The organism is Massilia yuzhufengensis (genome assembly GCF_900112225.1).
GTDB classification, from domain to species: Bacteria; Pseudomonadota; Gammaproteobacteria; order Burkholderiales; family Burkholderiaceae_D; genus Telluria; species Telluria yuzhufengensis.
In genome coordinates, this window is record NZ_FOLD01000017.1 from 43,659 (window position 1) to 70,579 (window position 26,921).

The 26,921-nt window shown below is 67.3% G+C and carries 21 protein-coding genes and 1 pseudogene; 15 read left to right on the forward strand and 7 right to left on the reverse strand.

The genetic code is table 11. The annotated features are described in order from the left end of the window. Nucleotides 1–5 precede the first annotated feature (5 nt). Nucleotides 6–1,058, forward strand: coding sequence for a LacI family DNA-binding transcriptional regulator (locus BM031_RS14755; RefSeq protein ID WP_091875328.1), 1,053 nt, complete (start codon nt 6–8; stop codon nt 1,056–1,058). A 28-nt stretch (nt 1,059–1,086) separates the two neighbouring features. Then, complete coding sequence (locus tag BM031_RS14760; protein ID WP_091875329.1) at nt 1,087–2,001, forward strand: alpha/beta hydrolase; 915 nt, start codon at nt 1,087–1,089, stop codon at nt 1,999–2,001. 16 nt (nt 2,002–2,017) lie between these two features. Here the strand turns inward: BM031_RS14760 and BM031_RS14765 are convergent, their stop codons facing one another. Continuing rightward, the gene (locus BM031_RS14765) at nt 2,018–3,004 is read right to left on the reverse strand and encodes a LysR family transcriptional regulator (RefSeq protein WP_091875330.1); all 987 of its coding nucleotides are present in this window, start codon (nt 3,002–3,004) and stop codon (nt 2,018–2,020) included. Between the two features lie 199 nt (nt 3,005–3,203). Between BM031_RS14765 and BM031_RS14770 the strand changes: the two are divergent. Continuing rightward, nucleotides 3,204–3,548, forward strand: a pseudogene (locus BM031_RS14770) (FAD-dependent monooxygenase); the annotation flags it as partial. 36 nt (nt 3,549–3,584) lie between these two features. On the opposite strand, the gene BM031_RS14775 reads toward BM031_RS14770, so the two are convergent. Further along, the gene (locus BM031_RS14775; protein WP_091875331.1) at nt 3,585–4,796 is read right to left on the reverse strand and encodes a LysR family transcriptional regulator; all 1,212 of its coding nucleotides are present in this window, start codon (nt 4,794–4,796) and stop codon (nt 3,585–3,587) included. 135 nt (nt 4,797–4,931) lie between these two features. On the opposite strand from BM031_RS14775, the gene BM031_RS14780 reads away from it, so the two are divergent. From BM031_RS14780 to BM031_RS14810, 7 genes are all read left to right on the forward strand, one after another. Beyond that, nucleotides 4,932–5,957, forward strand: coding sequence for an amidohydrolase family protein (locus BM031_RS14780; RefSeq protein WP_091875375.1), 1,026 nt, complete (start codon nt 4,932–4,934; stop codon nt 5,955–5,957). A gap of 17 nt (nt 5,958–5,974) precedes the next feature. After that, complete coding sequence (gene ligK / locus BM031_RS14785) at nt 5,975–6,658, forward strand: 4-carboxy-4-hydroxy-2-oxoadipate aldolase/oxaloacetate decarboxylase (RefSeq protein ID WP_091875376.1); 684 nt, start codon at nt 5,975–5,977, stop codon at nt 6,656–6,658. A gap of 28 nt (nt 6,659–6,686) precedes the next feature. Continuing rightward, entirely contained in the window at nt 6,687–7,769 is a 1,083-nt protein-coding gene (locus BM031_RS14790) for a 4-oxalomesaconate tautomerase (RefSeq protein WP_091875332.1), read from the forward strand. Nucleotides 7,770–8,277: 508 nt separating this feature from the next. Continuing rightward, a complete protein-coding gene (gene ggpS / locus BM031_RS14795; RefSeq protein WP_091875333.1) occupies nt 8,278–10,593 on the forward strand; it encodes a glucosylglycerol-phosphate synthase in 2,316 nt (771 codons plus the stop codon). Nucleotides 10,594–10,615: 22 nt separating this feature from the next. Next, on the forward strand, nt 10,616–11,683 hold the full coding sequence (locus BM031_RS14800; protein ID WP_091875334.1) for a mechanosensitive ion channel family protein: 1,068 nt from the start codon (nt 10,616–10,618) through the stop codon (nt 11,681–11,683). A 9-nt stretch (nt 11,684–11,692) separates the two neighbouring features. After that, a complete protein-coding gene (locus tag BM031_RS14805; protein ID WP_091875377.1) occupies nt 11,693–13,210 on the forward strand; it encodes a BCCT family transporter in 1,518 nt (505 codons plus the stop codon). 101 nt (nt 13,211–13,311) lie between these two features. Continuing rightward, nucleotides 13,312–14,733, forward strand: a complete 1,422-nt coding sequence (locus tag BM031_RS14810; RefSeq protein ID WP_091875335.1) for a TIGR00341 family protein — start codon at nt 13,312–13,314, stop codon at nt 14,731–14,733. A 100-nt stretch (nt 14,734–14,833) separates the two neighbouring features. Here the strand turns inward: BM031_RS14810 and BM031_RS25980 are convergent, their stop codons facing one another. Next, nucleotides 14,834–15,145 carry a MarR family winged helix-turn-helix transcriptional regulator gene (locus tag BM031_RS25980; RefSeq protein ID WP_229408912.1) on the reverse strand — a complete coding sequence of 104 codons (312 nt, stop codon included), beginning with the start codon at nt 15,143–15,145 and terminating at the stop codon, nt 14,834–14,836. Between BM031_RS25980 and BM031_RS25985 the strand changes: the two genes are divergently transcribed. Continuing rightward, a complete protein-coding gene (locus BM031_RS25985) occupies nt 15,113–15,952 on the forward strand; it encodes a chloride channel protein (protein WP_091875336.1) in 840 nt (279 codons plus the stop codon). The genes BM031_RS25980 and BM031_RS25985 overlap by 33 nt on opposite strands. A 19-nt stretch (nt 15,953–15,971) precedes the next feature. On the opposite strand, the gene BM031_RS14825 is transcribed toward BM031_RS25985, so the two are convergent. Next, a complete protein-coding gene (locus BM031_RS14825; RefSeq protein WP_091875337.1) occupies nt 15,972–16,352 on the reverse strand; it encodes a hypothetical protein in 381 nt (126 codons plus the stop codon). Nucleotides 16,353–16,624: 272 nt separating this feature from the next. On the opposite strand from BM031_RS14825, the gene BM031_RS14830 reads away from it, so the two are divergent. Then, nucleotides 16,625–17,878: a DUF2254 domain-containing protein gene (locus BM031_RS14830; protein ID WP_091875338.1), complete on the forward strand. Its 1,254-nt coding sequence runs from the start codon at nt 16,625–16,627 to the stop codon at nt 17,876–17,878. A 108-nt stretch (nt 17,879–17,986) separates the two neighbouring features. Then, complete coding sequence (locus BM031_RS14835) at nt 17,987–19,222, forward strand: exonuclease/endonuclease/phosphatase family protein (protein ID WP_091875339.1); 1,236 nt, start codon at nt 17,987–17,989, stop codon at nt 19,220–19,222. 7 nt (nt 19,223–19,229) lie between these two features. Here the strand turns inward: BM031_RS14835 and BM031_RS14840 are convergent, their stop codons facing one another. Next, on the reverse strand, nt 19,230–20,285 hold the full coding sequence (locus BM031_RS14840) for a UDP-glucose--hexose-1-phosphate uridylyltransferase (RefSeq protein WP_091875340.1): 1,056 nt from the start codon (nt 20,283–20,285) through the stop codon (nt 19,230–19,232). Nucleotides 20,286–20,606: 321 nt separating this feature from the next. Here BM031_RS14840 and BM031_RS14845 point away from each other — a divergent pair, with 321 nt between their 5' ends. Together BM031_RS14845 and BM031_RS14850 are read left to right on the forward strand one after the other, a co-directional pair. Further along, nucleotides 20,607–23,525: a TonB-dependent receptor domain-containing protein gene (locus BM031_RS14845; protein ID WP_177207766.1), complete on the forward strand. Its 2,919-nt coding sequence runs from the start codon at nt 20,607–20,609 to the stop codon at nt 23,523–23,525. Between the two features lie 149 nt (nt 23,526–23,674). Beyond that, nucleotides 23,675–24,562: an IS1595 family transposase gene (locus BM031_RS14850; protein ID WP_091875342.1), complete on the forward strand. Its 888-nt coding sequence runs from the start codon at nt 23,675–23,677 to the stop codon at nt 24,560–24,562. Between the two features lie 115 nt (nt 24,563–24,677). Here BM031_RS14850 and BM031_RS14855 read toward each other — a convergent pair whose 3' ends face one another. Both BM031_RS14855 and BM031_RS14860 read right to left on the reverse strand, forming a co-directional pair. After that, a complete protein-coding gene (locus BM031_RS14855) occupies nt 24,678–25,046 on the reverse strand; it encodes a helix-turn-helix domain-containing protein (protein WP_143084596.1) in 369 nt (122 codons plus the stop codon). Nucleotides 25,047–25,138: 92 nt separating this feature from the next. Continuing rightward, a complete protein-coding gene (locus BM031_RS14860) occupies nt 25,139–26,767 on the reverse strand; it encodes a methyl-accepting chemotaxis protein (RefSeq protein WP_091875344.1) in 1,629 nt (542 codons plus the stop codon). Nucleotides 26,768–26,921 lie beyond the last annotated feature (154 nt).

Genomic DNA, 26,921 nt, shown 5'->3' on the forward strand with positions numbered 1-26,921 from the left:
TAGACATGACCGACAGACCCGATCCGCCGGCTGAAACCACGCGCCGCCGCCGGCGCCACGGCGGCCTGACCCTGCGCGACGTCGCCAAGCTGGCCGGCGTGGCGCCGATCACCGCCTCGCGCGCGCTGAACACGCCGGAACAGGTGTCGCCCGAGATCCTGGCGCGCGTGCGCGACGCCGTCGAACGCACCGGCTACGTGCCGAACATCCTGGCCGGCGGCCTGGCCTCGCGCCAGACCCGGCTGGTGGCGGCGGTCGTGCCCACCATCTCCAGCCCGGTGTTCCTGGAGATGATCGAGGCGCTGACCCGTTCGCTTACCGCCGCCGGCTACCAGCTGATGCTGGGGCAGAGCGGCTACACCGAATCGCGCGAGGACGAGCTGCTCGAAGCGATCATCGGCAGGCGCGCCGACGGCGTGGTCCTTACTGGGGTCATGCGTTCGCCTGGAGCCCGGCGCCGTCTGCTTGCCAGCGGCATCCCGGTGGTCGAGACCTGGGACCTGACGCCGACGCCGATCGACATGCTGGTCGGCTTCTCGCACAGCCGGCTCGGCAGCGCGGTGGCGGCCTACCTGCATGGGCGCGGCCGGCGCCGGGTGGCCATCATCAGCGCCAACGACGAGCGCGCGCGCCAGCGCACCGCCGCATTCATCCAGACGGCGCAAGCCTTGAAGCTGGCCGGGCCGGACGGCCAGGTGCCGGCCTGCTACGTCGGGGCGCCGACAACGGTAGGCCATGGCCGCAGCGGCTTACGCGAACTGCTGGCCGCCCATCCCGACCTCGACGCGGTGTTCTGCAGTTCCGACATGCTCGCCATGGGCGTACTGAACGAAGCAAACGCGCAGGGTATCGACGTGCCCGGGCGGCTGGGCGTGATCGGCCTGGGCGACCAAAGCTTCGCGCGCGACCTGCATCCGGCGCTGACCACGGTTCGCATCGACGGTAACGTGATCGGTGAAACGGCCGCGCATTTCATCCTCGAGCGCATCGCGGGACGGCGGGTTGCCGAACCCGTATGCGATATCGGCTTCACGATTGTCGAGCGTTCGACGATCTGACTCATCCCTCACAACAGAAAGGGTTCACATGCAGCGCTCGCGTCACCCCCTCTTCAACACCTTCATCGCCGCGCTTGCCGGCTTGCTCGTCTTCGGTCCCGGCAGTGCGCTGGCGCAGTCGATAGGCAAGCCCATCCCGGTGCCCGCGGCGCCTGACGAGATCCGGCTCTATCCAGGCGTCGCGCCGGGATCGGAAGCGGCAACCCACACCGAGCAGTGGAACCAGACCGAGGATAATCGCAGGGCACGCAATGTGGTCGTGCCGACGCTGATTCCTGTGCTGCCGGCCGCGGGCAAGGCCAACGGCACCGCGGTTATCGTCGCACCCGGCGGCGCCTTCCGCCTGCTATCGATGGACAACGAAGGCTATCTGGTCGCGAACTGGCTGGCGCAGCGCGGCGTCAGTGCATTCGTCCTGAAATACCGCCTGGTCGAAACGCCGGCCAAGGAAGAAGACTTCATCCGCGCGCGGCAGCAGGGCGCGGCGTCCGGTCAACGCATCGGCACCTTCCCGCTGGCGGTCGACGACGGCCGCCGCGCGGTGCAGCTGGTCCGCGAGAACGCCGCGCGCTGGAACCTGCGCCCGGGGCGCATCGGCATGGTCGGTTTTTCAGCCGGCGCCATGGCGACGCTCGAGGTGGCGACGGGGCCAAGCGCGGCCAGCCGGCCGGATTTCGCAGCCTTGATCTACGGCCCGATGAGCGCGCGCGAGGTGGCCTCCGACGCGCCACCACTATTCATGGCGCTGGCCGCCGACGATCCGCTGTTCGCAACTGGCGACTTCGGCCTGGTGAACTCGTGGAAAAAGGCCGGCCGGCCGGTCGAGCTGCATTTCTACGAACGCGGCGGCCACGGCTTCGGCATGAAAAAGCAGGGACTCAGCAGCGATGTGTGGCCGGAGCAGTTCTGGGCATGGATGCGCATGCGCGGCGTAGTCGAGTAATCGTCTGGCCGGGTGCTCAGGCCGACTTGCGCTCGCGCGCCAGGGGAAGGACCTGTCCAGCCGGTGCGGCGGCCACCATCGGCGTGGACAGCGTCCTGGCCGGTTCGGCGTCCGCGATCTCCAGCAGCATCTTGCGCAGCCAGATGTGGGACGGATCGTGGTCGAGGAAGCGGTTCCATTGCATGCACATTTCCAGCTTCGGGAAAGCGATCGGCGGCGCAATCAGGCGGATCGGGTAATAGCAGGCCAGCATGCGCGCCAGGCGGGTGTGCATGGTCGCGATGCGGTTGGTGCCGATCACGAAGTGCGGCAGGCTGGTGAAGTTGGTCGTCGAAATCTCGATCCGCCGGTCATAGCCGCTGTCCTTCAGGAAGTGCTCTTCGAAACTGGTCAGCGAGGTGCCGAAGCGCGAGGACACGTGGCCGAGCGCCATGTACTGGTCCAGCGACAGCGTGTCGCCGACCAGGGTGTTGCCGGTCCACACGATGCAGGTGTAGGTCTCTTCGAACAGCAGCTCGGTCGGCTGCGACTCCGACATGTATTTGCGTGGCAGGATCATCAGCTCGACTTCACCGCGTTCGAGCTGCTCCGCCGGCGTCGAGGTGGTCGGCGAGATGTCGATGGACACGCCGGGCGCCTCGGCGGCGATGCGGCGGCCGAGTTCTCCCAGCAGCACGGTCGACACGAAGTCCGAGGCGAACAGCCGGAACTCGCGGGTAGCGGTGGCCGGGTCGAACTCCGGCTTGATTTCGATGGTGCGCTGGATCTGCAGCAGCACGTCGCGTACCGGCTCGATCAGGCTGACCGCGAGCGGCGTCAGGATCAGGTTGCGGCCGACCTGCACCAGCAGATCGTCCCGGAAGTAATCGCGCAGGCGCGCCAGCACGCCGCTGGTGGCAGATTGGCTCAGGTTGAGGCGTCGGGACGCGCGGGTGATGCTCTTCTCGCTGAGCAGCGCGTCGAGCGCGACCAGCAGGTTGAGGTCCAGGCGGTTGAATCGCATGCTGTCTCCTTGTTCTCGGCCTGCGTGTCGTGCCGCAGTGCGCTCTTGGCCGATGATGCCACAGCGAGGCCGCGACGTCACCGCTTTCAAGGCGCCGACATGGTAAAAGCGGTATCGTAAACGCGGATGCCCCCTATCGGTGTCGCCGATACCCATCGACGTCATGTTGCCGCGCCCTCGACTCAGGCACGGTGCAGACCCAATGCAGGCTGGCCGCCTGTTCCTGGCCGGCGACGCCGCCCGCATCGCGCCGCCGACCGGGGCCAAGGGCATGAACCTGGCCGTGTCTGACGTGAACTTTCTGGCGCAGGGGCTGGAACAGTTCTACAAGCAGGACCGCAGCGATCGCCTGGAGCGCTACACCGAGGACGCGCTCAAGCGGGTATGGCGCGCGGAGTACTTTTCGTGGTGGATGACCAGCATGCTGCACACCTTCGACGACGCCTCGCCCTTCCAGCGCGAAGTGCAGCGCGCCGAACTGGAGAACGTCGTTGGCTCGCGTGCGTTGGCGACGGCACTGGCGGAGCACGATGTCGGGGCCTTCCGAGTTCGCATGTGTGCCGCAGTGTTGATGCGGTACTTACTGGCGGTCCCAGAGCAGGCTCGCGGTGTTGATCTCGTCCAGCAAGGCACGGGCGCCGGGAGCCAGGAGTGCGCCCTTGCGCGTCATGATGCCGATCGAGCGTTCCAGGCCGGGCATGTCGAAGGGCAGCACGGCAAGTTGCGCCGTCTCGATCTCGTAATGCAACTGGTGCGCGGAGACGACGGTCAGCATGTCGCTCGAGACAAGCAGGCCGCGCAGGAGGGCAAGATCGCCCGTTTCCACCCTTGGTTCCGGTGGCGCCAGCCCTTGGCTCCGGAAGAACTCGACGAGTGATTCGCGCAGTGGCGTACCGGGGCGCGACAGCACCCACGGATAGCCCTCCAGGTCGCCGATGTGCATCCGCTTCCTTGCCGCCAGCGGATGTCCAGCCCGTGCCACCAGTACCGCCTTGTCACCGAACAGCGAGCGCGAGACGAAAGCCCCATCGGGATTGCTGCGCAGGGCGCCGACGATGAAGTCGATGCGCCCGGACAGCAGTCCGGCGGTGAGCTCGCCATAAGGACTTTCGAGCGAACTCACGTGCAGGCGGGGGTGGCGCTGCAGGACCGCGGCGATCGCCGCCGGCAGCAGCTGTGAGCGCGCCAGCGGCAGCGCACCGATCGTGACCGTGCCCTGCACGACGCCGGCCAGGGCGGCCACGTCTTCCGGAATATGGCGCAGTTCGGCTAGTGCCCGCTCGAAGCGCCCGATCCAGCGCCGTCCGGCGTCGGTGGGCAGCATGCCGTGCGCAGTTCGCAGGAACAGCGGCTGGCCGAGCATGTTTTCCAGCCGCGAGATCGCCTGGCTGACGGCGGACTGCGAGGCGCCCAGCGCGTGTGCGACGGTCGGCATGTGGTGGACCTCTGCCAGCAGTGCCGCGGCCTGCAGGCGCCGTTCGTTGAGCAGGGCCTCGATGCCGCCGACCTTCGGTGCGCCGCGGTCCTGCCCGCGCAGCGCGTCGTCGCGGACGCTCAGCAGCTCGGCCTCGACGCGCTCGGCGCGCAGGCGGACGACCTCGCCGGCGGCAGTGAGCAGCATGCCTCGTCCTTTCCGCTCGAATAACTGGACTTCGAGGCTTTCTTCCAAAGCGGCGACGGAACGCGCCACCGCCGACGAAGCACGGTGCAAGGACTCGGACGAGCGCCGGATGCCGCCCAGGGCGGCAACGACACGGAAAGCGTGCAAATGACGGAGACTGACGGCGTTCATGCGGGAGTCGGGCAGGTGATCAGTAAATTCGAACATTGTAAGGCAAACAAAGCAACCAAGCGGCAAGCGTCGCCGAAGATACTTGCGACATCGACGCGAGGACAATCAAACCCGGAGACATGCATGCGAAAACCCCTGATCATCGACTGCCACGGCCACTACACCACCGCCCCGAAGGCGCTGGAAGAGTGGCGCAATCGCCAGATCGCAAACCTGAACACGCCGGAACTGGGTCCGAAGGTGTCGGAGCTGAAGATCAGCGACGACGAGCTGCGTGACTCGATCGAAACGAACCAGCTGCGCCTGATGAAGGAGCGCGGCTCGGACCTGACGATCTTCTCGCCGCGCGCCAGCTTCATGGCCCACCACGTCGGCAACTTCGAGACCAGCGCCACCTGGGCCGCCATCTGCAACGAGCTGTGCTACCGCGTCTCCCAGCTGTTCCCGGATAACTTCATTGGCGCGGCCATGTTGCCGCAGTCGCCCGGCGTCGATCCAGGCACCTCCATCGCCGAGCTGGAGCGCTGCGTCAGGGAATACGGCATGGTCGGGATTAACCTGAATCCGGACCCGTCGGGCGGCCACTGGACGGCGCCGCCGCTGTCCGACCGCTCCTGGTACCCGATCTACGAGAAGATGGTCGAGTACGGGATCCCGGCAATGATCCACGTGAGCACCAGCTGCAATCCCTGCTTTCACACCACCGGATCGCACTACCTGAACGCCGACACCACGGCCTTCATGCAGTGCCTGACCAGCGACCTGTTCAAGGACTTCCCGACCCTGAAGTTCCTGATCCCGCATGGTGGTGGCGCCGTTCCCTACCACTGGGGGCGCTTCCGCGGCCTGGCCCAGGAGATGAAGAAGCCGCTGCTGTCCGAGCACCTGCTGGATAACATCTTCTTCGACACCTGCGTCTACCACCAGCCGGGCATCGACTTGCTCACCAAGGTCATTCCGACGAAGAACGTGCTGTTCGCCTCCGAGATGATCGGGGCGGTGCGCGGGATCGACCCGGAGACCGGCCACTACTACGACGACACCAAGCGCTACGTCGAGGCGGCGAACATCAGCATTGAGGACCGCTTCCAGATCTTCGAAGGCAATGCCCGCCACGTCTATCCGCGTCTCGACGCCGCCTTGACAAGGAAAGGACTGTAAACATGAGCATCCCCCTGATGAACCAGCTCGGCATTGTCAAGCGCAACATCGAGCGCGCCGACCCTGCGGCAGTCGAGCGGCTCGGCCGTCTTGGCAGCGCCACCGTGCATGAAGCGATGGGCCGCGTGGGCCTGCTGAAGCCCTACATGCGCCCGATCTATCCGGGCGCCTCGGCCGCCGGCACCGCCGTGACGGTGCTGCTGCACCCGGGCGACAACTGGATGATGCATGTGGTGGCCGAACAGATCCAGCCGGGCGACATCGTGGTAGCAAGCATCAGCGCCGAGTGCAGCGACGGCTACTTCGGCGACCTGCTGGCTACCAGCTTCATGGCGCGCGGGGCACGGGGACTGGTCATCGACGCCGGCGTGCGCGACGTGCGCATCCTGAAGGAGATGGGCTTTCCGGTGTGGAGCAAGGCGATCAGCGCCAAGGGATGCATCAAGTCGACGCTCGGCTCGGTGAACATCCCGGTGCTGTGCGCCGGCGCGCTGGTGAACCCGGGCGACGCCATCATTGCCGACGACGACGGCGTGGTGGTGGTGCCTGCGGCGGACGCGGTGCGAGTTGCCGCGGGGGCGCAACAGCGCGAAGACCTGGAAGGCGAGAAGCGCGCCAAGCTGGCTTCCGGCGTGCTGGGGCTGGACATGTACAACATGCGCGGCCCGCTCGAGCAGGCGGGTCTCAAGTACATCGACTGAAGGCCGCGCACAAGGCAGAATCCTCATCATGCAAATACCCATCCCCAGCTTATTCATGCGCGGCGGCACCTCGCGCGGGCCTTTCTTCCTCGAGTCGGACCTGCCCGCGGAGACGGCAGCCCGGGACCGGGTCCTGCTTGCCGCCATGGGCTCGCCAGACCCGCGGCAGATCGACGGCCTTGGTGGCGCCCATCCCTTGACGAGCAAGGTCGGCATCGTCCGCAAGAGCGCCGTGCCCGGTGTCGATCTCGACTTCCTTTTTGCCCAGCTGCAGCCGAACAAGGACGTGGTCGACACCACGCCGAATTGCGGCAACATGCTCGCTGCCGTGGTGCCGTTCGCACTGGAGCGCGGCATCGTGCAGGCGCAGGGCGACACCACGACGCTTCGTGTCCTCACCCTGAACACCGACATGCAGTGCGACATCACGGTCCAGACACCTGGCGGCCGCGTCGCCTACGAAGGCGAGGCGCGGATCGACGGCGTGCCCGGCACTTCGGCACCGATCACCATCAACTTCCTCGATACCGAAGGCTCGGTGTGCTCCAGCCTGCTGCCGACCGGGCAGGTGCGCGACACCATCGATGGCATCGATGTGACCTGTATCGACAATGGCATGCCCCTGGTGCTGTTCCGTGCCGACGCCGTGGAACGTACCGGTTACGAAACCGTGGACGAGCTCAACGCGGACGTCGAACTCAAGGCACGCATCGAACGCCTGCGCATCGCCTGCGGGCATGCGATGGGCCTCGGCGATGTGACAAGCAAAAACTACCCGAAGATGACCCTGGTCGCTGCACCGCGCGCGGGCGGAAGCCTGAGCACGCGCAGCTTCATCCCCCATGTCTGCCACGACGCGATCGGCGTGCTGGCGGCTGTGACGGTCGGCACCGCCTGCGTGCTGCCCGGCTCGGTCACCGAAGGCTTGGCCGTGGTCCCGGAAGGGCAGGTGAAGGCCATATCGGTCGAGCATCCAACCGGTGAATTCAGTGTCGAACTGGAGCTGGATCCCACTATGCCACACAAGGTTATCCGTGCCGCCCTGCTGCGGACCGCCCGGCTGATCATGCGCGGGGAAGTGTTGGTGCCGGCACGCGTGCTGACCGCCTGATCCCGCCCTTGCTTGTCAAGTCCCGTCTGGTCATAAACCCTCTTGACGAATCAGTCCGGGCGCTTTTGCTGCCATTCATTGAAGACCTTTGCAGCCTGGCGGTCCGACAGTCCCGAGTCCTTGATCTCATGCCGGATTTTGGGGCTGGGTCGCCATGATCCGGGCGCCGGAATCGAATACCGGGCATACCGAGGTCCGGCAGTAGCGAGCGCCGCGCAAGCCGGGGCCTTGCCGGCGCCCGGTGCCGGATTTCCGGTCACGACAGTGCAGGATGCACCATTCCCAATGATGCTAGAAATACATTTACATTTGTCCAAATATGTAATTGCTGCTATGATGTACCGGTTCGTCGAAGCATGGGTCTCCCTTTCGGCGCAACTGCGTTATCCGCTTCACACCATCCCCGGTTACGGGCGCGCCCCGCGCGCCATCCCGCGTCTTGCAGCGAACCCGCCTCCGCCACCGGGCGCTGCGGCGCCGGGCATATCGTTCAGAAAGGACGAAGTCAATGACCATCGCCACACCTCCGCAATGGGCGCCGCGCCCGCAGCCGGGCAAATTCGTGCTCGCCACCGACCTCGACGGAACTTTGCTGGCCGGCAGCGTCGCCGCCCGCCGCCAGGTCCGTGAACTGTTCGACGGCGCGCCTGCCGGCGCCGTCCTGGTGTTCGTCACCGGCCGCGGGCTCGAGTCGATCCTGCCCCTGCTCAGCGACCCGACCATTCCCACCCCCGACTACATCATCGCCGACGTCGGCGCCACGATCGTCGACGGCGCGCTGCGCCCGGTCGGCGACCTGCAGGACGAGATCGCGGCGCGCTGGCCGGGGTCGCAGGCGGTGCTGCGGGCGCTGTCCGGCTTCAGCGGCCTGGCGCGCCAGAGCGTGCCGCAGGAGCGCCGCTGTTCTTTCCTGGTGGGCGAGCACGACGTCACGCCGGCCCTGCGCGCGGCGGTCGAGGAGCTCGACTGCGACCTGCTGCTGTCGGCCGGCTGCTATCTCGATGTGCTCCCGCGCGGCGTCGGCAAGGGCCAGGCCCTGCTGAGCCTGGCCAAGGCGGCCGGCTTCGATCCCGCCACGATCATCGTGGCCGGCGACACGCTCAACGACCTGTCGATGTTCGAGACCGGCCTGCACGGGGTCGTGGTGGGCGCGGCCGAGCCGGCCCTGGTGGAGCGGGTGCGCGGCCTGCCGCTGGTGCATGTCGCCACCGGCGAAGGCTGCGACGGCATCATGGAGGGGCTGGCGCGGCACGGCGCCGTCGCCGCCGCGGCGGCGGCCCTACCGGCGGCAGAGCACGGCAAATCCGACCTGGTGATGGTCTATCACCGCCTGCCTTTCGACGAGGTGGTCGAGGACGGCGTGCTGTGCCAGCGCCGTCCGCGCAGTCCGAACGGCATCATCCCGACCCTGCTGCGCTTCTTCGCCGGTGCCCGCGCCGGATCCTGGGTGGCGTGGTCGCAGCAGGCCAGCCGTCACCCGGCCGGCTTCGTCACCCATGTCCCGGTCGATATGGAGCAGTATCCGCAGCTGCAGGCCGCCCGCATTGCGCTGACGGCGCAGGACATCGACATCTTCTACAAGAAGTTTTCGAAGGAAGCATTCTGGCCGATCATTTTCTCCTTCCCCGACAAGGCCGAGTTCAGGCAGGCCCACTGGGACCGCTTCCTGGAGGTGAACCGCCTGTTCGCCGAGCAGGCCGCGCGCGAGGCGGCCGAGGGGGCGCTGGTCTGGATCCACGACTACAACCTGTGGATGGTCCCGGCCTTCCTGCGGCCCTTGCGGCCGGACCTGCGGATTGCCTTTTTCCACCATACCGCCTTCCCGTCGAGCGACGTGTTCAATATCCTGCCGTGGCGCCGCGACATCATCGGCAGCCTGCTCCAGTGCGACTACGTGGGCTTCCACATCCCGCGCTACGTCGAGAACTTCGTCGATGCGGTGCGCTCGCATGCACCGGTCGACGCCAGCGCCACGGTGCCCTGCGCGCCGCGCTTCCTGACCTACGGCTGCGCGCTCGGCGTGGACCGCATGACGACCCTGATCGACACCGGGGCGCGGCGGATCGGCCTGGGCGCCCATCCGGTCGGCACCGACGCCGCGCTGATCGAGCGGACCGTGGCGGCGCCGGCGGTGCAGGCCCAGGCCGCGGCGATCCGCGACTACCTGGGCGCGGCGACCGGCATCGTGTCGATCGAGCGGCTCGACTATGTCAAGGGCACGCTCGAGAAACTCGAAGCGTTCGAGCGCCTGCTGGAACGCCATCCCGAGCACATCGGCAAGGTCACGCTGCTCAACGTGATCACGCCGGCCGCGCCCGGCATGGAGATCTACGAAAGCCTGCGCGTCGAGGTCGACCGCACCGTGGGCCGCATCAACGGCCGCTTCTCGACCCTGAACTGGGTGCCGGTGCGCTACTTCTACCGTTCGCTGCCGTTCGAGGAAGTGCTGGCCCACTACGTGGCCTGCGATATCGCCTGGATCACGCCGCTGCGCGACGGGCTGAACCTGGTGGCCAAGGAATTCGTGGCGGCGAAGAAGGCCAGCGCCCGTTGCGGCGTGCTGGTGCTGTCGGAGTTCGCCGGCGCGGCGGTCGAGCTGCACGGCGCGCTGCTGACCAACCCCTACGATGCCAACGCCATGACCGCCTCCCTGCACCATGCCCTGACCATGGGGCAGGAGGAGCGCGAGTACCGCACCGCCCGGATGGCGATGATCACGACCGAGCATGACGTGGCGCGCTGGGGGCGCGACTTCATCGCGGCGGCGACCGACACCGCGGCGGGGCCGGACTGGACTGGCGAAGCCGAGGCGCTGGCCGCATGAACCACCTGATGAGGAGTTGCACATGCTGAAGTACTCGCTGCTTGGGAATGACCTGTATGCCTGGGCCATCGCGCTGGCGATCGCGCTCGCGGTGTCCGCACTGCTCTACCTTGCACGGCGTGTGCTGGTGCGGCGCCTGAGCGTCTTTGCCGCCACCACCACCACGTATCTCGACGACCTGGCGGTCAAGGTGCTGTCGGCCACGCACCCGCTGTTCATCCTGCTCATGGGCATGTATGCAGGCTCGCACTGGCTGCTGTTGTCGGACAAGGGCACCACCTTGCTGGCGCGCCTGGCGATTGCGGCCCTGCTGCTGCAGGTGGCGCGCTGGGGCGACGTCGGCGTGCACGGATGGCTGCAGCATTACCGTACCCGGCGCAGTGCGCTGGACGTGGCCAGCACCACATCCACGGCGGCGCTGGGATTCGTCGCGCGCACGGCGATCTGGGCCATCGTGATCCTGATGATCCTGGATAATTTCGGGGTCAATATCACCACGCTGGTGGCCAGCCTGGGCATCGGCGGCATCGCGGTCGCGCTGGCGCTGCAGAACGTGCTGGGCGACCTGTTCTCCTCGCTCTCCATCGTGCTCGACAAGCCGTTCGAGGTCGGCGACTTCATCTCGGTCGACGGCATCGCCGGCACCGTCGAATACGTGGGCCTGAAGACCACCCGCATCCGCGGCCTGGGCGGCGAGCAGGTCGTGTTCTCGAACAGCGACCTGCTCGGCAGCCGCATCCATAATTTCAAGCGCATGCAGACGCGCCGCATCGTGTTCGGCATCGGTGTCACCTACGAGCTCGACCGGCGCCAGCTGGGGGCGATCCCCGGCATCCTGCGCGAGGCGGTGCAAGCGCAGCCCCAGGCCAGGTTCGACCGCGCCCATTTCAAGTCCTACGGCGCCTCCTCGATCGACTTCGAAACCGTCTACATCATGCAGACTTCCGACTACGCCGCGTACATGGACGTCCAGCAGGCGATCAACCTGGCCCTGTTCGAGCGCTTCGCCGAAGAGGGCATCGATTTCGCCTATCCGACCCAGACCCTGTACCTGGCGCGCGCCAGGGCCGGCGCCGCGCAGGAGGGCTGAGCCATGCCGCTGCAGATGCTGGTGTCGGCGGGCTTCATCCTTGCCGTGGTGCTGTGGGGCCTGCTGGCGCCCGCCTCGATGGGTGCGCTGCTCGACGCCCTGCTGGCGGCCCTGACCCGCAACCTCGGCTGGTTCTACCTGTGGGTCGTGCTGGGCCTGGTCGTATTTGCCGGCTTCGTGGCGTTCAGCCGTTATGGCAACCTCAAGCTGGGCCAGGAGGACGAGGAGCCGGAGTTCCCGGTCGGCAGCTGGTTCGCGATGCTGTTCGCGGCCGGCATGGGGATTGGCCTGGTGTTCTGGGGAGTGGCCGAGCCACTGTCGCATTATGCGGTGGCGCCACCCGGCATCGCGCCCCATACGCCGGAGGCCGCAAATGCCGCGATGCGCCATGCGTTCTTTCACTGGGGCATCCATCCCTGGGCTGTCTACAGCGTGGTGGCGCTGGCGATCGCCTTCTTCCAGTACCGGCGCGGCGCCAGCCCCCTGATCAGCAGCGTGACGGACGCCTTGCCGTGGCGGCCGCTGCGCGCCATGGCGGGCTGGTTCAACGGGACGGCGGTGGTGGCGACTGCCTTCGGCGTCGCCGCCTCGCTCGGGGTTGGCGCGCTGCAGATCAACAGCGGCCTGCATGCCGTATTCGGCGTGGCAATCGGACCTGCGGCGCAGGTGATCATCATCGTCCTGACGGCAATCGTGTTCATCGGTTCGGCCGTGGCCGGGGTCGACCAGGGTATCCGCAGGCTGTCCAGCCTGAACATGGGCGTCGCGGTACTGCTGGCGCTGGCGGTATTCGTGCTCGGCCCGACGGTCGCCATCATCGACACCTTCACCAATACCCTGGGCAGCTACCTGAGCGAGTTCGTCAGGATGAGCCTGCGCACGACACCGTTCCGCGACAGCAGCTGGGTCGGCAACTGGACCATCTTCTACTGGGCATGGTGGATCTCGTGGTCGCCCTTTGTCGGCCTGTTCATCGCCCGCGTCTCGCGCGGCCGGACGATACGCGAGTTCATCCTCGGAACGGTGCTGGCCCCCTCGCTGGCGGCCTTCCTGTGGTTTTCGATCTTCGGCGGCTCGGCCCTCTACATGGAAATCTGGCAGCAGGTCCCGCTGGCGGAGGCGGTCAAGGCCGATGTGTCGACCGCCTTGTTCGCGATGTTCGACGCCATGCCCCTGGGCGGCATCATGTCGGTGCTGGCCACCCTGCTGGTATTCGTGTTCTTCGTCACTTCCGGCGACTCGGCCGTTCTGGTGCTGGGCATGATGAGCAGCGGCGGCAACCCGAATCCGCCGGGCCGCATCAAGATCGTCTGGGGCGTGCTGGTGGCGGGCATCGCAGTCAGCCTGTTGCTGGCGGGCGGGCTGAAGGCGGTGCAGACGGCCACCATCCTGTTCGCACTGCCATTCGCGCTGATCATCGTGCTGATGGTGCTGTCCTTGTGGCGGGCGCTGGCGCAGGACTGGGCGGAAGAAGCGCGGCGCGAGCGCGCGCTGAAGCGGCGCATGCGCGAAATGATCGACCGCTGAGCGTGCCGCTGCGACGCGCGAAGAAATCTTTTGTCGAATCGCAGGTTCCCGGCGACAATTGCGGATTTCCCTGACACCAGGGACGCCCACTGCATCCGACCATGAACGCACCCGACACACCGCGTCCGGCCTCCCTCAGGGAGGCCATCGCCCACCGCTTCAGCCTGCTCGACGACAAGGCCGACGACGACGAGATCGACCGCAGCCTGCGCGCCGGCGTCGAGCTGCGCGGCGCCACGCCCTGGATCCTGATGTTCGCGATCGTGATCGCCTCGGTCGGCCTGAATACCAATTCCAACGCCGTCATCATCGGCGCCATGCTGGTGTCCCCGCTGATGGGACCGATCGTGGGTCTGGGTTATGGCCTGGGCATCTACGATTTTCCGCTGGTCCGGCGCTCGCTCGCCAATCTCGCGATCGCCGCGGCGATCAGCCTGCTCACTTCGACCCTGTACTTCATGCTCACCCCGCTCGACGAGGCCCAGTCCGAGCTGCTGGCGCGCACCACGCCGTCGCTGTGGGATGTGCTGATCGCGCTGGCCGGCGGGCTGGCCGGCATCATCGGGCAGACGCGCAGGGAGAAATCGAATGTCTTGCCTGGCGTGGCCATCGCCACCGCCCTGATGCCGCCGCTGTGCACGGCCGGCTACGGGCTGGCCAATGGCGACTGGTCGGTGTTCGGCGGCGCCTTTTACCTGTTTTCGATCAATTGCGTGTTCATCGCATTCGCGGCGGTGATCGTCATCGAGTTCCTGCGCCTGCCGCACCGCAAATTCGTCGACCCGCGGCGCGAGCGCCATGTCAAGCGCGCCTTGCTGGCGGTGGTGCTGATTACCGGCCTGCCCAGCATCTACCTGGCCACGCGCCTGGTCGACAACGAGGTGTTCAAGAGCCGGGCGCGCGATTTCGTGCGGCGCGAATTCAAGGCCGCGCGCGTCCATGTGCTCGAGACGCGGCTGGCGCCAGCCTCCCGGCAGATCGAGGTCACGCTGATCGGGCCGCGCCTGCCGGCGCCCGCGATCGGCGCGATCGAGGCGCGGCTGGCGGGCGCCGGGCTGGCCGACGCCCGCCTGTCGGTGCACCAGGCACAGGCCGAGGACGCCAAGATCGATGTCGGCAGCCTGAAGGCCGATATCCTGGCAGATATCGTGCGCAACAACCAGCAGGCGCTGGAGGAAAAGGACGCGACCATCGAGAAGCTCAAGGCGCAGCTTGGCGCTCAGGGCGAGTGGGCCCCCCAGTCCGGCGCCGTGACGCTGGAGTTCGAGGCCCAGTACCCACAGTGCGGCAATGTGCTGGTCGGGCGCGCGATCCAGCCGGGTAATCCGGGCGGGGCGCCGCTGCCGTTCCTGAGCGCGGACTGCCGGCGCCTGCCGAAGGCCGCGGAGATGGCGCGGATCGGCGCCTGGCTCAAGGTCAGGACCGGCAACCCGGACGCCAGGCTGGTGCTTTCGGCCAGGCGCGGCGCATTGCTGCGCCAGTCAGGCGTGCCGGCTGCGCCGTCGGCGCCGCCGGGCCGCTGAGCGGGGGCAGGGCCGGATACATTTGCACAAATTATCTTTCTTTGGGTGAAAGATGACGGTATCATGGGCGCCGTCATTGCCGTTCGCGTGCCGGCCGGCGTCAGAGCTGGGCCAGGGGGCGCTGGGCGTGGTCGTCGTCGGCGCCCAGCAGTCCGATCAGCACACCGAGGTCATGGTTCAGGCGCAACAACGTCTCCGGAGGCAGGCTGGCGAGCGCACCGGGAAGGACGCCGGTGAACGGAGCCGGTGCAACGCGCAGCAGTTCCATTCCGGGCGGTAGCAGTTGCAATGAGGTGGTGCGCCGGTCGGCGCCGTTGCGGGTGCTGGCGACCAGGCCGCGGCCGAGCAGGCTGCGCACCAGGTTGCTGGCGGTGGACTGGTGAACGTCGAGCGCCTGCGCCAGCTCGTTCACCCCGATCCCGGGGGCGCGGCCTTCAATACGCCGCTGGCCGGCGTCCTGTTCGCCATCGAGGAGCTGGCACGGGCGCCAGAGCAGCGTAGCAGCGGCCTGATCATCACTGCGATCGTGTTGGCCGGCATGGTCGCAGTATCGGTGCATGGCAATGCCACGTACTTCGGGGTGATCCATGCGGGAACGCTCGGCATGGACCTACTGCTGCCGGGCCTTCTGGTAGCGCTGTGCTGCGGCCTGGCCGGCGGCGTCTTTTCACGCCTCCTGATCGCTTCGCTGGGAGGGGCGGGCAGCGACCGCCTCAGCCGGCTGCGGGCGGACCGTCCGGTCATGTTCGCGGCGCTGTGCGGGCTGGGCGTGGCGGTGATCGGCGTGGCCACGGCAGGCGCCACCTTCGGTTCCGGCTATGCGCCGACCCGGGCCATGATCGAAGGGGTTGCCAGCATGCCGATGCTGTATATGCTGTTCAAATTCATTGCGACCTGGCTGAGCGCCTGGGCTGGCGTACCTGCCGGCATTTTCGCACCTTCCCTGGCGATCGGCGCGGCCCTCGGGAACGATGTGGCGATGCTGGTCCTGCATACCCAGCACCCCGCATTGATCGCCTTCGGCATGGTCGGGTTCCTGGCAGCCACGACCCAGGCGCCACTCACGGCATGCATCATTGTCATGGAAATGGTCGATGGCCACAGCATGGTGCTGAGCCTGATGGCCTGCGCCCTGGCCGCCAGCATGGTGGCGCGCATCGTCAGCCCGGCCCTGTATCCTGCGCTGGCGCGGATGCAGCTGGCACGCGCCGCAGGCTGATCCCGCCTGGCCGGCAGGATCAGCGATGCTTCCCCAAAAGAAACGCGTCGGCAAACTTGCGAGACGCCTCGTTCCTGGTCGAATGGATCAGCTGGGTGATCTCGATCAGGTGCCGCGAATAGGCCTGGGACAGCGCATCGAGCAGGTCGGCCAGGTCGGGATTGACCGGCCGATAGCGATAAACGTCGCCGGCCCGTGCGATCACGCCCGACGCATCGAGCTGCTGGAGCAGGGCGGCCGCCTCTTTTTCCCCGAGGTAGAGGCGGCGTGCGACCTGGCCGGCGTTCCAGCTCGCTTCCGGCGCGAGCCGCATCAGCAGCAGTGCCTCCAGATAGGGAACGGAGGGTATGGCGAAGAGGATGAATCGACGCACGTCGTCAGGAATCGCACTGGCCCTCATGGCAAACCGCCTGGATTGGCGCGCTTGCGATGGTTGAAAGCAATCACTTTACCCTGAGGAAATTTCAATGGCGCAGGCGCGATAGAGTCATATCCGGGCATTATACATTTGCACAAATGCGTTGTCATGGACATGCCGCGTCCCGCCGCATCGCCGCCCCAGTGTATCCTGCCGCACCGACTCGTCGCCACACTCGCGCCAGAGTGGGGCCAAGCCACCCGCGCGTTCACGCTCGCCGAGCGGCGCCCGCCTACCCGAACAACAGGACCGCCATGCCAGCGCACTTCCACTTCCTGCTCAACCGCCTGCGCGAGCGCCTTTGGGTCAAGCCGCTGATCGCGTGCGTGCTGTCGCTGACCGGAGTGGCGCTGGCGCATATTGCCGACAGCATCCCGGTGGACTGGCCGGTGCCGGAGATCGCACAGGGTTCCGTGATCGACCTGCTGAAGATCATCGCCGCCAGCATGCTCGGGGTCGCCACCTTTGCGGTCGCCTCGATGGTCGCGGCGTATGCGTCGGCCGGCCAGTCGGCGACCGCACGCGCCTTCCCGCTGGTGGTCGCGGACGATGTGTCCCAGAACGCGCTGTCGATCTTCGTCGGCGCCTTCATCTTTGCCATCGTTGCATTGAGCGCCGCGACCAACGACTATTTCGGCAAGGCCGGCCGGTTTACCCTGTTCATCCTGACCCTGTCGACCCTGGTGGCCGTGGTGCTGGTATTCGTGCGCTGGGTCGACAGCATCGCCCGTCTCGGTCGCCTGGGCGCGGTGGTGGCCAAGGTCGAGCAGGCTACCGCCGCCGCCCTGGGCCGGCGCAGGCTGCGCCCGTACCTGGGTGGACTTGCGGCCAGCGGACCGCCATGCGGCCTGGCTTTCTATAGCGAAACCAGCGGTTACCTGCAGCGCATCGACATGGACGCACTCCAGCACATCGCAGACAAGCACAAGGTCCGCATTGTCCTGGCCGGGCTGCCCGGTACCATGATCGTCCCGTCGCGGCCGTTGGGCTACCTGCTGCCTGATTCGATCGACAGCGGCCCGGTCGCGCCCAGGGACCTGCGCAAGGCCTTCATCGTCGGGCCGCTGCGCCAGTTCGACGACGACCCGCGTTTCGGCCTGGTGGTGCTGTCCGAAATCGCCTGCCGCGCGTTGTCTCCCGGGATCAACGATCCCGGCACCGCGATTGGCGTACTGGGCTCGCTGCACCGCCTGTTCGACAGCCTCGCTACGCCGGTCGAGGCGAAGGCTGCGGAGCATGGCCGGATCGAGGCGCCGCAGATGGCACTGGCGGACATGTTCGACGACGTCTTTCCAGCCATTGGCCGCGACGGCGCCAGCCAGGTCGAGGTGGCGATGCGCATCCAGCTCGTGCTCGGTGAGCTGGGGCGCAGCCATGACCCGCACATGCGCAATGTCGCCAGGCTGCATGCCGCCATGGCGCTCGGCAGGGCCGAGCTGGCGCTCGTGTTCCCGCCCGACCTGGCGCTGTTGCGGCGACGCCATGCCGACTACTGGGCGGCGGGGTGAGCGGGCGGCGCACCGGGTTTTCATTGCCGGGAAATCCATCCTCCACGATAATCAAGCGCTGTTGGCGGCAGCAGCCGGGCCGCTCCTTCCGATCCCATGAAAGAACCGATGCCTCACTTCTCCCAGATTGCGCTCGCCCTGGCCGTTGCGTTCACCGCCACCACCGCCGTCCATGCGGCTGCTCCCGTCGCGGCCTCGAAGCCTGCCGGGATCGGCGTGGCCTCGTTCAACCTGGCCTGGGCCGGTACCCAGCAGGATTTCGATCGCCATGCCGCAGTGTGCAAGGCGGTGGAGTGGTGCGACACGCGGCCCCGGCGCCAGCCGGGGCAGGCGTTCGCCAGCGACGAGGCCAACCGCGTGGCGCGCCAGTGCGCAGCCGATACCGAACGCCTGGCCGGCGGTCCGGCCCAGGCGTCCATGATGGTGCCGTGTAACGCCTACCAGGGCCGCGGCCCGGCGGTCGCGCTGACCGGCGCCGACTATGCGGCCAAGCTGGCCGGCCTGCAGGCCACGGTCGGCAAGCTGATCGAGGAGCAGGGGGTGCGCGTGATCGCCTTCCAGGAAGTGCGCTCGGCCGACGTGATCAAGCAGGTGCTCGGGCGCCATGCCGAACGCTTCAGCGTGTGCGACGCGCCGCACGAGGGCTTCCAGACCGTGGCCTTCGCCTGGGACCGCAGCCTGGGCCAGCAGCCCGGGCGCTGCAGCGTGGAGACCGGGCTGGGCATCGTCGACAATCCCTCGGACCCGCAGGCGCGCAAGCTGCGCCCTGGTCTCGCGCTCGAGCTGCAAGTGGCGGGGCGTCCCATCAGCTTCCTGAACGTGCACCTGAAATCCGGCTGCGCCAACATCGTGCCGACCCCGACTTACCAGGCGCGGCTGCTGGACGATCCGGCTGCTCCCTGCAAGGTGCTGAACCGCCAGGTCGCGCCGCTCGAGCGCTGGCTCGACAGCGTGGCCCAGCGCAGCCCGGATTTCGTGCTGCTGGGCGACTTCAACCGCCGCATCGACGAAGAAGCGGCAGCAAGCATCCGCCCGGAACAGGTGCGCGTCAACGGCAGCGACCCGAAGGGCGTGCCGCCCCAGGAAGCCGACGGCAAAGTGGCGACCCGCTACCTGTGGCAGGAGCTCAGCGACGGCGCCAGGACCCTGCAACAGGTGCCGCTGACGGCGGTCGACCCGGGCTGCCGCGGTTTCTCGGGCCTCGACCATATCGTGCTCAGCGGCGCGCTGGCGGCGCGCCAACCCGCCGGCCTGGGCTCGCGCAAGACGGCGGTGGTGCAGGCGCCGGGCCAGCGCATCGAGACCAGCGACCATTGCCCGCGCAGCGTCACGCTGGCGTTCTGAGGGGTACTTAGTCCAGGTAATGCACTTCCGGCACGGCCCGCAACTGGGCCGCTGCCTGCTCCGGCGTCAGGTCGCGCTGGGTCTCGGCCAGCATCTCGAAGCCGACCATGAACTTGCGCACCGAGGCCGAGCGCAGCAAGGGGGGATAGAAATGGGCGTGCAGCTGCCACGGCGCCGAATCTTCCCCTGAGTCGTTCGCCGCGCCGCCGACGTCGTAGGGCGCGCCATGCCAGCCCATCGAGTACGGGAAGGACGCCTGGAACAGGTTGTCATAGCGGATCGTCAGGCGCTGCAGCGCCAGCGCCAGGTCGGCGCGCTGGGGCTGGGTCAGGTCTTCCAGGCGCCGCACCGGGAAGCGCGGCAGCAGCAGGGTCTCGAACGGCCAGCTGGCCCAGTAGGGCACCACCGCCAGCCAATACTCGGTACTCACCACCACCCGTTCGCCGTCGGCGGCTTCGCGCTCGGCGTAGTCGAGCAGGAGCGGCTTGCCGTGTTCGGCGAAGTAGCCGCGCTGCTGGCTGTCTTCTTTGGCGGGCAAGTCGGGCAGGAAGCTGGTGGCCCAGATCTGGCCGTGCGGGTGCGGGTTGGAGCAGCCCATCACCGCGCCCTTGTTCTCGAACACCTGGACCCAGCGGTGGGTCTGGCCGAGTTCGGCCGACTGATCGCACCAGGTATCGATCACGCCCTCGATGGCCGGCAGGGCTAGCCGCGGCAGCGACTTGCTGTGGTCGGGCGAGAAGCAGATCACGCGGCTGGTGCCGCGCACGCTCATGCTCTGGAACAGCGGGTCGGCGCCGGGCGGGGCCTCGGGGGTGTCGGCCATCAGGGCGGCAAAATCATTCGTGAAGACAAACGTGCCCGTGTAGTCGGGATTTTTTTCGCCGTTCACGCGCGTGTTGCCCGCGCACAGGTAGCAATCGGGATCGTGCGCCGGCTTGGCTTCGCGGTCGACGGCTTCCTGCTGGCCCTGCCATGGACGCTTGGCGCGGTGGGGCGATACCAGGACCCATCGGCCCATCAGCGGGTTGTAGCGGCGGTGCGGGTGGTCGGAAGGATCAAACATGGGGGGCCTCGTTCGGTTCGACATGGGCGAAGTCTAATCGGTTTCTCTTTTCGGCAATGCCTGCTTGGCAAAGTGATCACGTTTCTGAGCGCGGCAGGGTTCGCCACCGGCTCCTGCCTTCCCCCCCTGAAAAATAAGAAAGTGTCGTTTTTTGCAGAACATAAACTTTTTATTATCCAAAGTGGCAGGACCAATTTATAATTTGGTCGTATCAATTCCCGCAAAGCCTCCAGCAAGAGAGGGGAATGGACGCTCAGGTTGGCCTGACCAGTCAGCAAGGTGGTCATGTCAGTTCTTGATAAAACAATAAAGGAGACACGCATGAACCCGTATTTTGTCCGTCATCCACGCCGCGCCCAGCTCGCCGTTGCAGTCAGCCTGGCAGTGGTGCAGCTGGCCGCAGTGGCGCAGGCGCAGAACGCCGCCGCGCCAGCCGACGTGCCGGTCGCCCAAGCCGTGGTTGTCACCGGCTCGCTGATCCGCCGCGTCGCCGACGAGGGCACCACCCCGGTCGTCACGGTCAAGGCGGCCGACCTGGAAGCGCGCGGCCACACCGAGCTGAAGGACTTCGTGCTGGAGCAGCCGCAGTCGCTTTCGCTCGGCACCAATACCGGCGCCGCCGGCCCCGTGACCAACCTGCGCGGCCTGGGCCCGATGCGCACCCTGTCCCTGCTCAACGGTCGCCGCCTGGCCAACGAGCCGCTGCAGGACCAGTACATCTCGGTCAACGTGATCCCGCGCATGGCGCTGGACCGCGTCGAGACCCTGAACGGCGGCGGCGCCTCGATCTACGGCGCCGACGCCATCGGCGGCGTGCAGAACTACTGGACCAAGCGTGGCTACACGGGCACCTCGATCAAGGCCGAATACGCGCGCCCTGAAACGAGCGGCGGCGGCACCACCAAGAGCATCGGTGCCATTACCGGCTGGGGCAGGCTGAACGAAGACGGCTGGAACGCCTACATCGCGGTCGACCACCAGAAGAAGGATGCGCTGTTCCAGGGCGACCGCCCGGACCAGCACGACCCGGCCATCCTGCGCTCGCTCGGCCTGGGCATCACGCCCGACGCCCGCAACCCGAACCCGCTGGCCAACTTCGGCTTCGCGCGTAACGCCAACTCGAACTTCAACCCGGCCTTCGCCACCGGCTGCGCTTCGCCGTACTCGCTGCCGACGCTGGGCAACGCCAGCCTGAACACGCCGCCGACCTACGCGCCGGGCTGCGCCCGCAACCCGCTGTACTGGACCGCGATTACCGACGGCAGCGAGATCACCACCGTCGCCGGCCGCGCCAGCTGGAACATCGCGGGCGGGCACAAGATCGACCTCGACCTGCTGCACTCCGAGTTCACGGTGCAGAAGTTCCGCGGCATGCAGGTGCCAGGCGCGAACCAGCCGTTCACCACCTATTCGCTGGCCTCGACCAGCAAGTTCTACCCGGGTAAAGGCATCACCCCGCTGCCGCAGGTGGTGGGCAGCAATACCGGCGCCAACACCCCGACCGCGTTCATCGACCCGACCCGCACCCCGGGCACGGCCAGCGCGCTGAACATGAACAACCGCACCATCTACTTCCAGTGGGGCCCGGGCGAACTGGGACCGGCCTACCGCAACGACGAGCAGAGCAACGACCGCCTGGTGCTGTCGGCCGAAGGCGACGTGGCGGGCTGGGATTACCGCGCCGGCCTGAACTACGGCGTGTCCAAGCGCGACACCCGCGTCGGCGAAGGCTACATCCTGTACTCGAAGGCGCAGGAAGGCTTCGACAAGGGCATCCTGAACCCGTTCGGCCCGCAGGACCAGGCCGGCATCGACTACCTGCGCAGCATCCAGGCCGAAGACTATACCTACCGCCTGAACAAGGCCTTCAACAAGAGCGTCGACCTGACCGTCACCCGCCCGGTATGGGAACTGGGCGGCGGCGACATGGTGCTGGCGGTGTCGGGCGAACTGCGCGAAGACTCGGCGCGCACCTTCAACGCGCCGCTCGACTACGTGCTGAAAAAGGCCGACGGCAGCTACAACATCGACGCCTCCGGCAACGTGGTGCAGTCCGACCTGGTGGGCGAGCTGCCGCAGGGCGTGGCCAAGAAACTCAAGCGCAAGATCACCTCGCTGGTGATGGAGCTCGACGCGCCGATCACCAAGACTTTCCTGGTCAACGGCTCGGTACGCGCCGACCGCTACGACGACCTGAAACAGACCACCGTGAACCCGGCGCTGGCGGCGCGCTGGCAGCCGATGCAGCAGCTGCTGGTGCGCGGCTCGGTGTCGAGCGGCTTCCGCGCGCCGTCGATCATGGACATCCAGAACCCGACGCCGGAAGTGCGCACCCAGGTCATGGATGACCCGGTCCTGTGCCGCAGCAGCCAGCCACTGGTGGCCGGCACCGGCACCCCGTCCGCCGGCTTCACCGCCGACCAGGTCTGCAACGTGCTGACCTCGTACTGGACCAAGTCGCCCAACAATACCTTCCTGAAACCGGAGAAGTCGCGCGGCTTCAACTTCGGCTTTGGCCTGGAGCCGATGAAGGACTTGTCGATCACGGTCGACTACTGGGGCTTGAAACTGAAGGACGTGCTGGGCGCGGTGTCGATCGCCGAGATCCAGCAGAACCCCGCCAAGTACGACAGCTTCATCCTGCGCCGCGCAGACGGCACCATCGACCACATCGTGGCAAGCCAGGCCAACCGTGGCCAGACCCGCATCCGCGGCGCCGACATCTCGGGCAGCTACCGCTTCCCGAAAACCAGCTTCGGCACCTTCGACGCGAAACTGGATGCGACCTGGTACCACCGCTACGAGTTCCAGAGCGAGCGCGGTGGCCCGTGGATGAGCAACGTCGGCATCATCACCAACGACGGCCGCTACGGCAGCGCCGGCCCGAACGCCGGCCTGGCCGGTGCACCGCAGGTCAATCCGCGCTGGAAGTACACCGCCGCGCTGACCTACAGCACCGGCGACTGGAAGGGCACCCTGTCGCAGCGCTATAACACCGGGCTCACCGACCTGACCCCGCGCGCCGGATCGACCCTGACCAAGGTCGAGTCGTACAGCCAGTTCAACGTGAACGTGCGCTACACGGGCATCAAGAACACCACCGTGTCGCTCGGCGTGAACAACATCACCGAGGAATGGCCACCGCTGACCGCCAACACCATCTACGGTGGCGGCTACCTGACCAGCCTCGCGGACATGATGGGCCGGGTCTACCGGGTGTCGGTCGAGTACAAGTTCTAAGCTCGGGCACGACACCTGGCAAGGGCGCAGGCGGGGCATCGGCTCCCCCTGCGCATTTTTTTGGCGCTGTCACCATTAACTGTTGGGTGAACTGAACTGTCGAGCCAGTCCGCTGTCTGACCTTCGTTCCAACGACAGGAGATGCGGGGATGCGCACGGCTGGCTTCCAGGCATGGCTACGGCAAGTGGCGCACCTCACCCGGCGCCAGCGCGATCAATTGTTTGCAGCGCTGCGTCCGGCAGTGGACCTGGACCGGGCCTGCGCAACCATCGAACAGGCCCGCCCCGATCCCGCGTGCCCCACATGCGGCGGCTGCCGCACCCACCGCCACGGCGTGCAGCGCGGCTTGCAGCGCTACCGCTGCTGCGCCTGCGGGCGCACTTTCAATGCCCGCACCGGCACCCCGCTGGCGCGGCTACGCTACCGCGAACGCTGGCTGCCCGGACTGGGCGGCATGCTCGAGGGTAAATCCGTGCGCGCCACGGCCGACGCGCTGGGCGTGCACCGCAACACCGCGTTCCGCTGGCGCCACCGCTTCCTGCACCTGGCCAAGCACGACCGGCCGGCCTCCCTCACCGGCATCGCCGAGGCCGATGAACTGTACGTGCTCGAATCGCAAAAGGGATCCAAGAGGCTCGACCGGCCTCCCCGCACGCGTGGCGGGGTGGCGCGCCGGCGCGGCATCGACGGCGACCACGTCTGCGTACTGGTGGCGCGCGACCGCAGCGGGGCCACCTTTGATTTCGTTACAGGCCGCGCCGCAGTCACTTGCGCCCAGCTGCAGCAACACCTGCTGCCCGTGCTTGACCCGGATGTACTGCTGGTCACAGACGGACACGCCGCTTACCAGTCCTTCGCGCGCAAAACGGGCATCTCGCACGAAGCCCTCAACCTGCGCAAGGGCGAGCGCACCCCGGGGCGCCCTGCACGTGCAGAAATGAAATGGACGCCTCCCGCCGATGAAATGCTGGAGCGAAATTGGCGAGTGAAGATGAAAGGTGGATCCTCACGCGCCCACGGCATCAAAGTGCCCTAAAGTGAAAGTGCAGAACTGTCAGGGCAAGCTGGCGCGCGGCCTTCCTGGGCGATTTCGCTGCGCGCTTGCGCAGGGCCCGGGCGCCGGCCCCGCCGCACGCGCCCTTGGCGCCGCGCTAGCGGGATAGCCGGGCGGACTGCGCGCCGGCACGCGCCGCGCCGTGTTCGCCGTCTGGCGGGCAGCGGTGGCCCTCGACTTGCGCTACGCCGGCCTGGCCAAACATGGCGCGCAGCTCCTTCATCGGCAACCCGAATTCTTCGTGGATGCGCAGCACCAGCGCGGCCCCGAAGTCAAGTTTGCCCGAGCGAATCTTGCTTAGCATGGGTGCGTGGACGCCGAGCGCGCGCGCCAGTTGCCCGTCGGTGCGCAGCTGGTATCGCCCGCGCAGGTGGTCCAGCACATGCGCCGGGTCGGCGCAGGCGAAGCGGTATTCCACGGGACGGCCTGGCCTGGCGTTCGAACGGCGGGTTGATGCGTTATGCATGTTATCGGTAGGTCGATGGATGAATGAACAGGCGCGCGCGAAATCCTTCCATCCCGCGGCGCCATGGTGTCACGGCCGGTGGCGCGCGCCGCTCATGCCGGACGAGGCGCGAGCGCGAGCGCCGGCGAACGCGGCATCGCCTGGCGTGGCCGGGCGCCGGGTTGCGCCGCCGCGCCGGCATCCTCGAGCTTGAACACGGCCAGCGCGTTGGCGATGCTGTCGGTCTGATCGACCAGGCTGGTCGTGGCCGCCGCCGCCTGTTCGACCAGCGCCGCATTCTGCTGCGTCAGTGCATCGAGGTGGGTGACTGCGCTGTTGACCTGGGCGATGCCGCGGCCCTGTTCTTCGGCCGCCACGGAAATCTCGTGCATCACCTGCTTGACGTCGTCGATGGCGTCGGTCACGTGGCGCACCTGGGTGCCGACCACGCGGCTGATGCGCACCCCTTCGTCGACCCTGCCGATCGACGCATTGACCAGCACGGCCACGTCCTTGGCCGAGGCGCTGCAGCGCGCCGCCAGATTACGCACCTCGCTGGCCACGACCGCGAAACCGCGTCCCTGCTCGCCGGCGCGGGCCGCTTCCACGGCCGCATTGAGCGCGAGGATGTTGGTCTGGAAGGCGATGCTTTCGATCATCCCGATGATGTCGAGGATCTGGCGCGAGGACGTCGCGACCGCGTCCATCGACGCCAGCATCGCTTCCACCGACGCATTGCCCTGCATGGCCGTCTCCACCGCCTTCCCGGCCAGTTCCGCCGCCTTGCCCAGGTGCTGGGTATTGTCCTCCACGCTGCGCGACAGTTGTTCCATGCTGGCGGCGGTCTCCTGCAGGTTCGAGGCCTGGGTCTCGGTCCGGCCGGACAGGTCCATGTTGCCCTGGGCGATCTCGCCGGTGGCCACGCGCATCTCGCCGAAATTGTCGCGCACGTCGCCGATCACGCTGCGCAGGTTGACGCCGACCTGGCGCAGGGCCGAGACCAGGCGGCCCATTTCGCTGTCCACCGACGTGCATTCCAGGGAGGTCATGTCGCCGCCCGCCAGCCGCAGGCTGAGCGAGGTGGCGCTGCGCAAGGGGGTGAGGATGCGCCGCTGTACCAGCACCCACGACAGGATGCCGGACAAGCCCACCAGCGCCGCCAGTGCGCGGCCCGACGTGGTGCCGGCGCCGGCCGCCAGGGCCAGGGCGCCGCCGGTCGACAGCGCGGCCAGCAGCCCTGCCTGGGTGGAGATCCGCATGCGGGCCAGCGCCGCCAGCCGTCCCGGAAGGCCCTTGCGCACCAGCTGGCCGTTGCGCAGCGCGAGCGCGCACTGCGCGCTGCGCATGGACGCGTACAGGCGCTCGGCGTCGCCGACCTCCTGGCGCGAGGGGCGGGTCCGGACCGACATGTAACCGACCGGGCGGCCGTTCTCGAGCACCGGCGTCACGTTGGCCATCACCCAGTAGTAGTCGCCGTTCTTGCAGCGGTTCTTGACCATGCCGGTCCACGGCCGGCCTTGCTTGATCGTGGCCCACAGGTCGCCAAAGGCCTCCTCCGGCATGTCCGGGTGGCGCACCAGGTTCTGCGGCGCACCGATGAGTTCATCGAGCGTGAACCCGCTGACCTCGACGAAATAGGGGTTGGCGTAAGTGATGCGTCCCTTGAGGTCGGTCGTCGAAACGATGGTGCGCCGATCAGCGAGGACGATTTCACGCTGGGTAACGGGAAGATTTTTTCTCACGAACTGACTCCGTTGGCTGGCTGGATGGAAGCGAGGATGGCTGGCAAGGACTGCCGGGGCGAGGGGTCGACCGCGCACGCACGCAAGTCCTTGCGCGGCGATGCCCGGTAGACGGGGCGACTGGTTGGATAAGCAAGCAATGGCATGCGGGCAC